Raw genomic sequence first — 14,431 nt, 5'->3', positions numbered from 1 at the left:
CTCCACGGTTTCTAGAATGTAGACGTAATAAAACCCGGACACGGTGTTTGAGTCTCCTCGATTCCCGACGGATTAAGCTCCCCGTTCTTTCGCTGGCTTGCCAAGCCGTAGCATCCAATGGGCGTTCGACGAAGCCCGTCTTCGTCCGACTACGACGTGGCAGCCTTCTCACTCACTGCGTTCGTGCGAAGGCTGGTGCCCGCGACAGGACTTGAACCTGTACGATGTTACTCACTAGAACCTGAATCTAGCGCGTCTGCCAATTCCGCCACGCGGGCATCCGCATGACCCGGTCTTTATACTGGGCCTCCAGAGATGCGCAAGCCTCCAGTTTGCAAAATCTTCGGTGCAGTCCCGTCAGGCAAAACGATCCGGCCGAAGCAGATCGAGCGGGATCGAAGGCTTCTCCCCCGAAAGCACCTCCGCCATGATCTGGCCGGTAATGGGTCCCAGGCTCAACCCCATCATCGCGTGGCCGGTTGCCACACTCAGATTACGGTATCCAGGCCAACGCCCGATGTACGGCAAACCGTCGGGGGAACAGGGCCTTAGCCCACGCCAAACCGGGATGTCCTTAAAGTCGCCCGGCTGAAAGTCAGGAAAGTAGCGCGGAACGGCATCAATAATTCCCTGAACCCGGACCGGGTTCACCGTCTCATCCATCCCCGCAATCTCCATCGTGCCACCAAAACGCAAACTCCCGTTCATCGGGGTAATGGCAATGCGAGCCTCGGTGAAGATCGAACAGATCGCAGGAAGCTGACGAGGGTTCGTCAAGGTCAGGCTGTAGCCCTTGCCAGCTTGCATGGGAATCCGAACACCCAACTCCCGGGCGACGCCGGGAGACCACGAGCCTCCCGCCACCACAAACTCATCGGCCACAATCTCCCCGGCCCCGGTGTGAATCGCCACGATGCTCTGCCCATTAGTCTTCCAGCCGGAGAGCGCGGTCGAGAATCGAATCTCACCGCCCAAGGCCACCAACTCCTTTGAAAGCATGCTCACGAAACGCGCCGGATTCAGATGGCAATCCTTGGGAAAATACACCGCGCCCGCAACATCATAGCGAACGCCCGGATCCAGTCTAGACACCCCACCAGCACTGAGCACCTCCGCCGGAATGCCCAGCTCACGCGCGGCCTCGGCTGCCTTTGCCTCCTCCTCCAGTCCATGGGGAGTCTTGCAGAACATCAGCAACCCCCGCTCTACGAACCCGAACACATTGTCGTGTGTTCGCGCCAACTGTGAGAAAGCAGCCCGACTCGCCAGGCTGAGGTCACGCAGCAGCGGGGCCGAGCGCGCCACATGCGCCGCATTCGCCGCGCGAAAAAACTTCCAGCCCCAAGAAAGCAGCTCCGCATCCAACCGGGGTTTGATGTAGAAAGGGCTGGCCGGATTCCACATCCACTTCAACCCCAACGCGACTGCGCCTGGCGCCGCGAGGGGAACGAAATGACTCGGAACCACCATCCCGGCATTGCCCAAGGAACAGGAATCGTGTTCCGGATTCCCCCGCTCCAAGACCGTAACTCGATGTCCCCGCAGAGCCGCATAATAGGCGGTGCATAATCCGATCACCCCGCCGCCCACAATCAGAATGTGCTTCGGTTCGCCCATAGAAGTCGATCAGCCTATCCCCCAGCAAAAAGGGTCGCTCGGATCCAAGAGCAGCTCCGCATCCGAGTTGACCCATGCCTGACCGGTGATGCTCGGAATGATTTCATCCCCGTTCAATTCGACACGTCCTTCGAAAACGCTGCCCAAGATGCTCTCCTGGCGCCAAATCTGGCCCGGGCTCAGTTTGCCGTCGGCCGCCAAACAGGCCAGCTTGGCACTGGTGCCAGTCCCACAAGGGCTCCGATCATAGGCACGTCCCGGGCACAGGACAAAATTCCGACTGTCGTTTCCAGGGTCGCGCGCGGGGCCGAAGAGCTCGATATGGTCGATCTCCCCACCCTGACTGCCGGTAATGCCCTGCGCACTCAACGCCTGCCGGATACGCCATGTCACTTCCGTCAAACGTTCCACGTTCTTTAACTCCAGGGTCTCGGAGTGCTGATTCACCAGGAAAAACCAGTTACCCCCCCAAGCGATATCGCCGCAGACTTGGCCATACCCCGGCACTTCCACCTTCACGGCCTTCGCGAAACGGTAGGAAGCCACGTTGCGCACCGAAACCCGGCCATCGCCTTCCCACCGCGCCGTGATCGTGCCCACCGGGGTTTCGATCCGATGTTCACCGTGCTGGAGACGACCCAGGTAGGCCAAGGTCGCCATCAACCCGATGGTGCCATGGCCGCACATGCCCAAGTAGCCCACATTGTTGAAGAAGATCACGCCTGCAGCAGAAGCCGGATCCAGAGGAGGAGTGAGCAGCGCGCCCACTAGAACATCGGAGCCGCGCGGCTCATTCACCACGGCCGAGCGAAAACCATCGTGCTGATCGCGAAAACGGGTCAAACGTTCGGCGATCGCCCCTTCACCCAGCTCCGGTCCACCCGACACGACCACGCGAGTGGGCTCACCACCCGTATGAGAATCCACCACGCGTATTCGTTTCATAGCCGATGCGGAACGGGCCGGGGGGTTTGAGCTCTAGGTGCACTGGGGGCGGCGCTTGATCCCGTCGCGAATAATGCGCAGGATCCTCTGTCGTTCCTCACCGGCCAGGATTTGGCGCGGCGCGCGAACCCACTCGGAACCAAGACCGCACTCTTGTTCGGCCAGCTTGATGTATTGAATAAACTTCGGGTTGACATCGAGGTGCAGCAGCGGAGAGAACCACAGATAGAACTTCCGGGCTTCCTCCCACCGACCAGCGCACAGAAGCTCCCAGAAATACTGATTCTCGCGCGGGAAGGCGATCCCGGTGCCAGCCACCCAGCCGTCGATTCCGAGAGCCGCACTCTCGAGCACCAGGTCGTCCACCCCCGTGAAAATGGCGAAACGATTGCCGACTTCATTCTTCAGGTCGGTGATCCGACGGGTGTTCCCGGAACTCTCCTTCAGTGCCACGATATTGGGAAGTTTCGCCAACTGAGCGAACATCTCGGGGGTGACATCGTTGAAGTAACTAATGGGATTGTTGTAGATCATGATCGGCAGCGCGGTGGAACGAGCTACGCTGCGGAAAAAGGCCAAGATCTCCGACTCATCTCCCCGGTAGAGCATGGAAGGCATCAACATGACACCGCTGCCTCCGACTCGTCGAACGGCCTCGACGTATTCAATCGCGGCAGCCGTGCTGCTTTCAGCTACGCCGCTCAGCACAGGTAACCGCCCATCCGCAATATCGACTGCATGTTTGACCACGGCCCATTTCTCCTCCGGGGCCAGCGCCTGGTTCTCCCCCAAGGAGCCACAAACAATGAGACCACTGACACCGGATTCGATCAACGCCTCCAAATGACGCGCCTGAGCTTTGAAATCAATCGACTGGTCCTTGCGCATCTGGGTCGTGACGGCAGGGAAAACACCACTCCAACGGGGTTGCTTATCTTTTTTCATAAGAAGAAGGATCGGAAAACAGAAAGGTTAGGGCTGAACGATTACGGCTTCTGGCGAAGCAGCTCCCAAACCAGGGTTTGGACGGCGAAGTCGACATGCTCGGTGCCACTCTGCTCTTCCTGGCACGCCCGCTCGGGACCGGAACGGAAAAGACTCTTCAGAATACCACCTGAACCAGGAATGTCGTAAATGTTCCAATAGCGAAGGGATCCCCGCTTTTCCATCATCACCGGCACCTGCCCGAAGCGCGCCTTCATCATGGGTTCATGCTCCTCTCGGTTGAGTGCGATGACCAGGTTGGCTTTCTCCATGTCCTTCATGACCAAGGTCTGTGGGTTTCGAGCGTATTGTTCAATCCCCTCGAAGCGCTTCTTTTCCAGATACTTGATCGCATTAGGGGAAAGCCCCTGTTGACGCACTTTTTCCAGCAGGCCGCGGGAGTCGGCATCCCAGTTGAGATCGTGTTCACGCGCGTAATGGTTGAAGAGGATCTCCGCAAGGCGACTTCGATAGAAGTTCCCCGAGCAGACAAACATGACAGAGCGATATTCAGGCATCGAGGAGAGTAAGTTAGCGAGGTCCCTGGCGATTGAAAAGTCCCGATCTTGAGCAGGTTTGACGCTCTGGAGTGCGGCGGCCCTCTGCCGCTTTGGTGCCCCCAACCGGAGCTGGGGATGCCCCTCCGGAGATGCCAAAAAGCCTAGCGCAGGCCACCGCACCCCAGATGCCTCACAGTGAGGTCAGCTGGCGACAAAAAGGGGCGTCGGTTTTTGGCCGACGCCCCTTTTTGGGGGAACCTGGGTCTAGAGAGTCACCAGGCTGTGCGCTTGGGAGCGTTGATTCGTGATAAACTCAGGGCTTAACGAGTCGGAAGAACCGATTCTGCCCAGGTGCCAGATTCTCAACATAGGCTTGCACCGGAGCCGGGGTAACCGGAGTCCAGGGTCCGGAGACGGAGGGTGCCGACTCCAATTGACCGGAACCAGTCCACCCCAGGGAGATCTTCCCGTTGTCGATGCTCGGAGGTAGGAACTTCAGCGGCACAGGAGCCAACTGCACATAATCAATGCCCATCCAGTTACCGCCGCCCTCAGCGTTATAATTGATGCCCTTCAGATGAACGATGTTGTCATAACCAGGACCCACCTGAGCATTGACGCTAGCCAAGGTGAAGGGGGTGGTCGTGTAGTCGACTCCCAGCTCGGCCGGACGGATCAAGATCTCAGACTGGATCAGATTCCCGTTGAAGTAGATTTCGACGCCATAGCGAGGATCGGACAGGCCTTCGGTGCCGTCGAGATTCAAGGCATCGAAAGTGACCGTCAACAGATCGTCCGGCTTCAGAGTGGCAGGCAGGTTGAAGTGATAGCGCTTGTCGTTATCAGTTCCAGCAAACGCTCGTTCGGCCGCCTCCTCGTTGCTGGGAACCAGACCGATCGGCTGATAGTCGCCGTTGCCCGGCACCACGGTCGTGTAGTCACCCGAGAAATAGTAGTCGTCGTCGGCGCGCCCATCGAGCTCCGGGCTCGTCCAGCTGCCAGGCAGGCCGTTGACTCCCGCTTCTTGGACAAAGGTTGCATTGGCACCACCGCCGTCGCCCACCGGCCAAGCATCGTCGTCCGTACCGACCGTCCAGGGGAACGGCGAGGGGTTTACAGTGCTGAGCTTCACATAGTCGATGCCCATCCAAGCCCCGCCACCGTCACCGCTGTAGCTGATGCCCTTCAGGGTCACGATGTTGTCAAAACCAGGCCCGGGCTGGGCGTTGACACTCGCCAAGGTGAACGGTGCCGTGGTGTAGTCTTTGCCGAGTTCAGCGTTACCGATCAGAATCTCTTCCTGAACCTTCACGCCGTTGAAATAGATCTCCACACCATATCGAGGGTTACCGCCGCTGCCATCGAGATTGTTGGCATCGAAAGTAACCGCGAGCAGGTCATCCGCCCCCAAGCCGGCCGGCAGGTTGAAATGATAACGCTTATCATTGTCGGTCCCGGCAAATGCCCGCTCGGCCGCTTCCTCGTTGGCCAGAACATAACCCACCGGCTCGTAAGCCCCGTTGCTCTCGATCACCGTGGTGTAGATGCCGGCGAAGTAGTAGTCGTCATCAGCCTGCTGGTCGATCTCGGGGTTGTTCGGATTGCCGGGCAGCGGATTCACACCCGCTTCCTGAACGAACGTGGCATTCACGCCGCCACCGTTGCCGGAGGGCCAACCGTCGTCATCGCGACCAACCGACCAAGGAAACTGGGAAGCTGGAATCGCGTTCAGCTTGATGTAATCAATGCCCATCCAGTTGCCACCGCCATCCGCGCTATAGTTGATTCCCTTCAGGGTGATGATGTTGTCATACCCGGGACCCACCTGGGCGTTCACACTCGCGAGCGTGAACTCCGGAGTCGTGTAATCGACCCCCAATTGAGCCGGACGAATCAGGATCTCGGATTGCACTTTGACACCGTTGAAGTAAACCTCGACTCCATAACGGGGGTCAGGCACATCGGTCTGAAGGTTGGAAGCATCGAAGCTCACCGCCAGCTTGTCCGTAGGCTTCAGTGAAATCGGCAGGTTGAAGTGATAGCGAAGATCGTTGTCCGCCCCCGCGAACGCTCGCTCCGCCGCTTCCTCGTTAACCGGAACTGGACCCACCGGCTCGTAGGTGCCGTTACCGGCGACCAGCGTGGAGTAAGAACCGGCAAAGTAATAGTCGTTGTCAGCCTGTTGGTTGACTTCCGGGCTGGTCGGACTTCCAGGAAGCGGATTCACCGTGCCGTTTTCCTGCACGAAGGTGGCATTTTCCGCGCCACCGTCTCCCACCGGCCAGGCATCATCATCCAAGCCCACCGACCAAGGAATTACCGGGGCTGGAATCGGAGTGGCCACCGGGTTAAGCTGGACATAATCAATGCCCATCCAAGCTCCGCCGCCTTCGGCGGTCAGATTGATACCCTTCAGCGTCACGATGTTGTCATAGCCGGAACCAACCTCAGCTTTGACATCCGAGAGCTTGAACGGAGGGGTCGTGAACTTCTTTCCGAGCTGTGCCGGGCGGACCACAATCTGGGGTTGAACCAATACCCCGTTGAAGTAGACCTCGACGCCGTAACGAGGATCCGCGAGTTCTGCCCGGGCATCTAGGTTGAGAGCATCAAAGGAAATCTCCATCTGGTCGGAGGGACGCAGATGATTCGGCAAGTTGAAATGATAGCGCAGATCGTTGTCATCCCCCGCAAAAGCCCGTTCCGCAGCTTCCTCATTGACCGGCACCAAACCCACCGGCTCATAAGCTCCGTTGCCCGCGATTACGGTAGTGTAAAGCCCCGCAAAATAGTAGTCGTCGTCCGCTTGCTGGTCGGTTTCAGGACTGTCCGCACGTCCGGGCAACGCATTCACGCCCGCCTCCTGGACAAATGTCGCATTCGCACCACCGCCATCCCCGGCGGGCCACCCATTGTCGTCCTTGCCCACTTCCCAAGGGAAGACCGGCGGGGGAACCGGCTCCGTCGCCTGGTCCAGCTGCACATAGTCGATCCCCATCCAAGCACCACCGCCGTCCCCGCTGTAACTGATCCCCTTCAAAGTCACGATGTTATCAAAACCCGCGCCCGCCTGGGCGTTCACACTGGCCAGACTGAACTGAGGCGTGGTGTAGGTCTTGTTGAACTGTGCGGGACGAATCAGAATTTCAGGCTGAACCAAAACCCCATTGAAGTAGATTTCAATACCGTAACGAGGGTCCGAGTTGTTGACTCCGGTGTCCAAGTTCAGAGCATCGAAGCTCACGGACAGCAAGTCAGTGGGCTGCATCCCGTCAGGCAGGTTGAAGTGGTAGCGAAGGTTGTTGTCGGTGCCGGCGAACGCCCGCTCGGCGGACTCTTCATTGACTTCAACCAAACCCAGCGGCGAATAGTCGCCATAAGCAGCCACCACACTGTCGATCACCGTGGAGTAATCTCCGGCAAAATAATAGTCGTCGTCCGACTGACCATCAGCTTCGGGATTGTCACCACGCCCAGGAAGTCCGTTGACGCCAGCCTCCTGAACAAAGGAAGTGTCGGGCCCGCCCCCGTCACCCACCGGCCAACCATTGTCGTTGCGACCAACGGTCCAAAGAAGCTGGGCTTGACTGCTCAACGTGGCAGCACTGAACAGCAACACGGAGCAGGAAAACAGGGGTAAACGGGACACAGAAAGTGGCGATGCATTTTTCATACAACTCAGATGGATAATTCCAAAGTATCAAAATATGAAAAAAGGTCAATCAGAAAGGGGCGAAGTGCGGAATAAACCACGCGAGCAGGACGTCCCCGGCAATCGTGCGTCCTCCCCTCCTCTGGCTCGGCCAAGGACTCCTCGCTCCGTTCAACGCCGATCCAGTGCGGGAGAACGGGACGACGGGACCGAGCTTGCAGGGCCGCCCAAGCCCCCCTTCAAGTTAAATCCCATCCTACTGGGGCAGCAAGAGGTGCAAGATCGCGCTCTGCTGAGGCATCGATAAAAGCCGCCGACGCAGACCTTCGTTGTCCAGCATCGCAACCCCTCCGTCCACCATCGTTAGGCTTCCTTGGTCCACATGGTTCGTCTCGGACCAGCGGATGCCGGAGCCCCATCCCATGGCCCCGCTCAAGTCAAAGACCATGACGGATAACCGGGTTCGCGCACAAAAACCCGGCTTACCTCCCTCCAGGTCGAGATCGCACATCATGACTTGGTCCGAGAGGGGCGATACGGCCGAGGATTCCATGATGACTCGAGCATCCGTCATCACCGCATAGCCTGCGTTTCGTTCCTGGAACCGGGACCACGAATCGGCGGGCGGACGATGGCGCACCAAGCCAGGGCAGGACACCACCCGGGGCGATTCGAGATAGTTAGAAAGGGCTCGGAAATGATCCGACACCAACGGCAACCCCTGGCTCCCCCCTTCCCGCACCGGCACCATCCACGGGAATCGGTCCTCATAGTTGTGCAGCCACATCATCGAAGCGAGGCTCACCTGCTTGACATTGTCGATGCACGCAAGCCGGGCCCGCTGCACGCGAGTTCGGACTAACCAGGGGTATAAAGCCGCAGCCATTGCAGCGCCCGCCAACACAACCACGAGGAGATCCGTCCTACTGAAAGCCCGTTCGGCTTGAGTCGAGTTCATATGCTGGAAGACCCATCAGTTCCACCGGCACGCAATCAGCGAGTACACCGACGGGAGCTGGTGCCCAGCGTTCCCAATCACTGATTAGACCAGGTCACCCTCGTGTCGTTTTGCAGAGAGAACCAACCGCATCCACCTGGTCCGCCAGAAGGAGTTCATCAACGCACACCGGGACTGCCCGGGCGGGCCGGATGCGGACGGATTGCTGGGGTCCCACCACCCGCTTTCGATCGACCCCGTTGCCGGTGACCACGAACTTCTCGTGGACCAGAGCATCGTCAGAGACTAGGGTGATGCGATGACTCTATGGACTCGTGCTCAGAGACTCTGTCCTCCGCCTCTCCGCGGCTGGTTCTCGCTCGTCCTCCTATCCACCCTACCCACCTATTCCGGCCTGTGCCAGCAAGGTCCTCAAATCGATGCGGCCACCATGCGAACTGGAGCGGACGGGTCGCTGCGCTTTCAGTTCCGATCCGATGCCAGCTTCTCCGGAAGGTTTGCCATTGAGTTCGCAGCCGAGCTAACTCAGGGAGGGTCGTGGTTGGAGTCCTCCACAGCGGAGGTCTCCCCCTTGGCACAAGGTTCCTTCCAAGTCACCGATCGCGCCCCGCTCCAGCCGCGCTTTTATCGAGTGAGGGCGTTCCCCGGCGACGCCCCCTCCGCTCCACTCTGGATCAACGAAGTGATGAGCGACAATGTGAGCAAGTTGGCAGACGGTCAGGGGGCCTACTATGATTGGATCGAGGTTTATAATCCCAATGATGAGGCGGTCCAACTCGCGGGTTATGGCTTGTCGGACGACGAGTCCCTTCCCGGAAAGTGGCGGTTCCCATCACACCTGATTCAACCTCAGGGTTTCACGCTGGTCTATGCGTCGGACCTCAATGTCTCAGTCCAGGACCAGCCATTGCACGCCAACTTCAAACTCCGCGCTTCCGGGGAGTCGCTCTTCCTGAGCGATCCCGCCAACCGACTGGTGGATCGTCTCGATCTGCCGGTTCTCGCGCCGGATCAATCCTATGGCAGAATGCCCGACGGGGCTGACAATCTGGCTTTGTTTTCCAAAGCCAACGCCTCCCCAGGAACGGCAAACTCCACCGTGTCTCTGCCGCCCGCCCTCCCCTCCCCTCGCTTCCTCCCAGAAGGTGGACTCTATCCGGCAACGATCTCGGTCGAGGTGCAGCCGGCCGAGGCTGGCCAGGTCCTCCACTACACCCTCAACGGTTCCATCCCGACACTGCAGTCGGCCGTCCTGGCTCAACCCATCAGCCTGACTCGATCCACAGTTCTGCGCGTGCTGGCGGTGGACGCGCTGGGAAGGAAAAGCGCGCCAGCCTCCCGAAGCTACCTCATCGGCGTGGCCCATTCCCTGCCGATTGTGTCCCTGGCCACTTCCCCGACGAACCTGGACTTCAAGAATGGTTTTCTCTATGGCATGGGTCCTAGCGTCCTCGGCAGTCAGAATCAGGTTCTTCAGAACTATCCCTACTCGGGATCCCATGCCTGGAAGGATCGGGAGGTGGAGGTGGCGCTCGAGTTTTTCGAGCCTGGAGGACAGGTGGCACTCCGCCAACAGGCGGGTATGAAGGTGTACGGCGGATGGGGATCTCGGGGTTATCCCCAAAAATCCCTCGCCCTGTTCGCCCGGCGGGCTTACGGGTCCGGCAAGTTCAAGCACCAGATCTTTCCCGACCAGTCCTTGGATGAGTTTGAATCGTTCGTATTGCGGAACTCCGGAAACGACAATCAGAGCTCGCACCAAACCCCGCTGCGTCCCCCCATCACTCAGTTCGGCCCCACCACCAGCTACGGCAGCTATTTCGCGAACGGGACCTTCACCCTGCTGCGGGATGCCTTCATGCAGCAGCTGCTGGACGGAACCACTCTCGACACCCAGGGGTACCGGCCGTCGGTCGTCTACATCAACGGGGACTACTGGGGGATCTACAACCTGCGCGAGAAGATCACCGAGCACCACGTGATCTCGCATCATGATCTGGCTCCCGGAAAAGTCGATCTAATCGAGGGCTATGGCAGCGTCCGGGCGGGCAGCGGAACCGTCTACAACCAGCTCCGACAGTTCCTAGCTTCGAAGAACCTCGCCACCGGAACCAATTACGCCTTTGTGGCGGACACCTATCTCGACATCGACAACTTCATCGACTACCACCTGGCGGTCATCTATTTCCAAAACTTCGACATCGGAAACATCAAATGCTGGCGCCCGCGGGTGACCGGCGGGAAGTTCCGTTGGCTGGTGTACGATCAGGACTACGGGTTTGGCTTGTGGCCAGCCTCGGTCTATGAACCTGCCATGGCCAGGGACTATGCGGATTACTCGAACATGTTCCGTTTCTACACGGCCGGGTCCGGAACCAGCGACGGATGGCCCAACGCCGGCGGACGCACGCTCATGCTTCGAACGCTGCTCACCAACCCCGGATTCAAGGAGCGCTTCATTCGTCGCTGCGCCGACTTGCTCAACTCGAACTTCCGTGAGGATCGAGTGGTGCAGACTTTGGAATCGATGGCGGCCGTTATCCGTCCGGAGATGGGGGCGCACCTGCAGCGGTGGAGTTGGACGGAACTCGTCAAGCGAGGTTTCGGAAAGCCCCATCAGCAGGAATACTCGGCCTTCACTCCGGAAACCTGGGAGACCCATCTTCAGGTAGTGGCCGAGTTCGGACGCAATCGCCCCGCGCGACTGCGCCAGGACTGTCAAAGTCACTTTCGGCTGAATGGAGGCCTGGGCACGTTGGAGATCAAAACGGAGCCACCCGCCTCGGGAAGCGTCCAGCTTAATAGCCTCCGGTTGGAGGGACTACCGTGGAGCGGCGTGTATTTTGCGGATTACCCTTCAACCCTGCTGCCCATACCCGCGCCGGGATTCCAGTTTGCCGGATGGATGACACCGAACGGGCTGGTCACATCCCGTCGAATCACTCAAGGCGTCACCCGCGATGTCACCACCTCCGTAACCGCTCAAATGATTCCGGCCGCGACTCCCTCGGCGACTCCTTCCGATCTGATCATCAGCGAGATTCAATACCACCCGGGTGCCGACGCCGAATCGGGCGACTGGATAGAGCTATACAACCGCGGAAGCGCGCCTGTAGATCTGGGAGGCTGGATCTTTCGCGATGATGAAGATGCTCACGCCTTCCCCCTCCCGGAACGAACCCTCGCAGCCGGAGAGTTCCTGGTGCTCTGCGAAGACGACTTCAAGTTCCGAATGTTCCAGCCCGCCAACGTCCCGTGCGTAGGAAATTTTCGATTTGGACTCGGGAATGATGCGGACGCCCTTCGCCTCTATCGGCCCGACGGAAGCGTGGCAGCGTCCGTGAACTACCAGGATGAGGCACCCTGGCCTTCGGAAGCGGACGGCACCGGCTTCACCCTTCAGTTGCGCTCCCTGTCCGCAGATCCCTCCCTGCCAGGCTCTTGGAAACCCTCCGCCCAGGCTGGAGGCACTCCCGGTCGAGAGTAAAATTGATCCGTCGGATCAGTATGATCATTGACACCCTCTACGGCTTCAGGGTTTAATGCTGGATCGCCATGTTTTTCAGCCTTCCAGCTGAATGGCTAGTCGTAATAACTCAGAAGTTAGCTCTATACGTTATGCAGCCGTTTCTTCCTAAGGTGCTGGCCGTGTCTGTTTCGGCCGCCGCCCTTTCCCTGATCACCACCTCCGCCTCGGCCCAGACTGCGGATGTAACCAAGCCCGGAGACACCATCATCTTGGTCAATGGCACCAACGACACTGACGGCAACGCCGGCGCTCCTCCCGCGGGCGAAGTGGTCGAGCACGCCATCGACAATGTTGGCCAGAAGTACCTGAACTTCCTCGACATCGGATCCGGCTTCGCTGTGGCTCCGTCGGCGGGAAGCACCATCGTGACCGGCCTGCGCTTGTTCACGGCCAATGATGCCGTGGAGCGCGATCCGGCCAGCTACCTGCTCGAAGGTTCTTCCTCCCTCGATGGCGTGTGGACCACCATCTCCTCCGGTGATCTCGCCCTCCCCGCCGAGCGCAATGCTGGCGGCGCCAACGATCTGTCGACCGCGTTCTCCCAGGAGATCACGTTCGCCAACACCGCGGCATATGGAGCCTATCGCCTGACCTTCCCGACGCTCAAGAATGCTGAAGCTGCGAACAGCATGCAGATCGCCGAAGTCGAATTGCTCGGCGTCGTGGTTCCTGAGCCCAGCACGTTCGCGTTGCTCGGCCTCGCTGGCCTCGCCAGCCTCGCCCTGAAGCGTCGCAAAGCTTAATCCATTCTGCTCTTTCGAAACCGCACCCGGCCATCCCGCCGGGTGCGGTCTTTTTTTGGGCTGGCGCAGCTCTGTTAATGCCACGGGGGGCCCAAGCTCCTTCAATCCAACTTCCATTCCGTTCAGCAAGCGACTAAACTTAAGAGATGCCTTGGCTTGCCAATTGGGTCACCTCGACCACGAACACGATGCAGGACCTTCTTCGGAGGTATCCTAAGGCGTACGCCCGCGTGCGTGAGACTCTGTCCCGTCATCCGCTGCCCCCCGGTGACTACGCTATCCTCGACGTCCTGGAACGGACCAACCGCGATGCGCTGCGGTTGCGAGCGGAACGGCTGGGGCCCATTTTCAAAGGCATCGCCTGGGGCGAACTCAACGTCTGCATCGTGGGCCTGGAGCGGTGTCGACGATTCACCCAGGCCAATCGCGCGGACCTGCGGGTTCAAACCATGGAACTCGAGCACCTCATCCCCAAAGGCTTTATCTGCGCAATGGAGGGAGAGGATCATCGCGAGATTCGGAAAGCGACCTACCGGGCTCAGCGCACCTCGGCCTCCTGCCCCCACGAAGCCGAGCAAACTACAGCGGTGCTGGAGTCGATCACGGCGGCTGGGTTGAAGGACTATCTAGACCGTGCTGAAGAGCACGGCAACTCGCCGGACGCCTTCAGCACTTCCCTGTCGGGCATCGCGACAGCGATGCTGATCTGGGTCTACTTCGGAGCCAAGCCCGGCACCGTTGAACATCGACGAATTCAGGAGCACTTGCACAACCTTGGTCCGTACGGACTGGTCTGGAATCCGCAAGTCCGCCAGGAAAAGGCGTTCCAAGCCTTCTTGGCAGATCTTCAGGGCGAAGCTGCCAAGCTTCGCGCCGGATCGGGAGGACTGTCGAAAAGCGGGCTACTCGCGAAAATGGCTGAGGATGGCTCGGTCGATGACTCGATGCTGGGGAACCTGATCTATCAAGTGGAGATGGGCCGTTCCGACATGAAGAACTTCTTTCGCTGGCTCACTCGCCACGCGAGCGATCAGCCGACGCTACTCGATCGCATCGCTTCCGAACCGGCCGCGCCTGAGGGACAGTTGACGCTGTCGGAGTCTTTTGTGATGGAAACCCTTCGAACGGACCAAAGTGAGCGTTTGATGCGACGCGCCCTGCGTGATATAGTCTTCGACGGTTTCCTGATTCCACGGGGAGCGACGGTGCGGCTGTGTCTCTGGGAGTCCCATCATGGGACAGACGCGTTTGAAGAACCGCACCAATTCAAGCCGGATCGTTTTGTGGAAGGAACCCCCGGCAACGATGTATTCGCGCCGTTCGGAGTGGATCATCATCAGTGTCCAATGGGAGGACTGGTATTGAAGCTCGGTCTCATCTTTCTGCGCCAGCTGGCGCAGAATTATGGTATCCGTGTCATTACCCCCGGACCTCCGGTCCGCGGGGCCTATCATTGGGAACCTGCTCCCCGGTTCGCAGTGCAGTTGACGAAGCGTTAGGCAA

The 14,431-nt window shown here is 59.2% G+C and carries 9 protein-coding genes and 1 tRNA gene; 3 read left to right on the top strand and 7 right to left on the bottom strand.

The genetic code is table 11. From position 1 onward, the window contains the following. Nucleotides 1-193: 193 nt before the first annotated feature. The 7 genes from JNN07_01295 to JNN07_01265 form a co-directional block, all read right to left on the bottom strand. Nucleotides 194-278, bottom strand: a tRNA-Leu gene (locus tag JNN07_01295). A 79-nt stretch (nt 279-357) separates the two neighbouring features. Further along, the gene (locus JNN07_01290) at nt 358-1,617 is read right to left on the bottom strand and encodes an FAD-dependent oxidoreductase (protein ID MBL9166354.1); all 1,260 of its coding nucleotides are present in this window, start codon (nt 1,615-1,617) and stop codon (nt 358-360) included. Between the two features lie 9 nt (nt 1,618-1,626). Further along, complete coding sequence (locus JNN07_01285) at nt 1,627-2,562, bottom strand: 4-hydroxyproline epimerase (protein MBL9166353.1); 936 nt, start codon at nt 2,560-2,562, stop codon at nt 1,627-1,629. A gap of 33 nt (nt 2,563-2,595) precedes the next feature. Continuing rightward, complete coding sequence (locus tag JNN07_01280; protein ID MBL9166352.1) at nt 2,596-3,507, bottom strand: dihydrodipicolinate synthase family protein; 912 nt, start codon at nt 3,505-3,507, stop codon at nt 2,596-2,598. Between the two features lie 41 nt (nt 3,508-3,548). Beyond that, a complete protein-coding gene (locus JNN07_01275) occupies nt 3,549-4,064 on the bottom strand; it encodes a hypothetical protein (GenBank protein MBL9166351.1) in 516 nt (171 codons plus the stop codon). A gap of 295 nt (nt 4,065-4,359) precedes the next feature. Continuing rightward, a complete protein-coding gene (locus JNN07_01270; protein MBL9166350.1) occupies nt 4,360-7,719 on the bottom strand; it encodes a hypothetical protein in 3,360 nt (1,119 codons plus the stop codon). Between the two features lie 235 nt (nt 7,720-7,954). Beyond that, nucleotides 7,955-8,656, bottom strand: a complete 702-nt coding sequence (locus JNN07_01265; protein MBL9166349.1) for a hypothetical protein — start codon at nt 8,654-8,656, stop codon at nt 7,955-7,957. Nucleotides 8,657-8,954: 298 nt separating this feature from the next. Here JNN07_01265 and JNN07_01260 point away from each other — a divergent pair, with 298 nt between their 5' ends. The 3 genes from JNN07_01260 (at nt 8,955) to JNN07_01250 (ending at nt 14,427) form a co-directional block, all read left to right on the top strand. Further along, nucleotides 8,955-12,143 carry a CotH kinase family protein gene (locus JNN07_01260; GenBank protein MBL9166348.1) on the top strand — a complete coding sequence of 1,063 codons (3,189 nt, stop codon included), beginning with the start codon at nt 8,955-8,957 and terminating at the stop codon, nt 12,141-12,143. Between the two features lie 131 nt (nt 12,144-12,274). After that, the gene (locus JNN07_01255) at nt 12,275-12,928 is read left to right on the top strand and encodes a PEP-CTERM sorting domain-containing protein (GenBank protein MBL9166347.1); all 654 of its coding nucleotides are present in this window, start codon (nt 12,275-12,277) and stop codon (nt 12,926-12,928) included. Nucleotides 12,929-13,074: 146 nt separating this feature from the next. After that, nucleotides 13,075-14,427 carry a cytochrome P450 gene (locus JNN07_01250; protein ID MBL9166346.1) on the top strand — a complete coding sequence of 451 codons (1,353 nt, stop codon included), beginning with the start codon at nt 13,075-13,077 and terminating at the stop codon, nt 14,425-14,427. Nucleotides 14,428-14,431: the final 4 nt, after the last annotated feature.

It is taken from the genome of Verrucomicrobiales bacterium (genome assembly GCA_016793885.1).
GTDB lineage: Bacteria > Verrucomicrobiota > Verrucomicrobiia > Limisphaerales > UBA11320 > UBA11320.
This window is presented reverse-complemented; position numbering and strand designations above follow the sequence as displayed.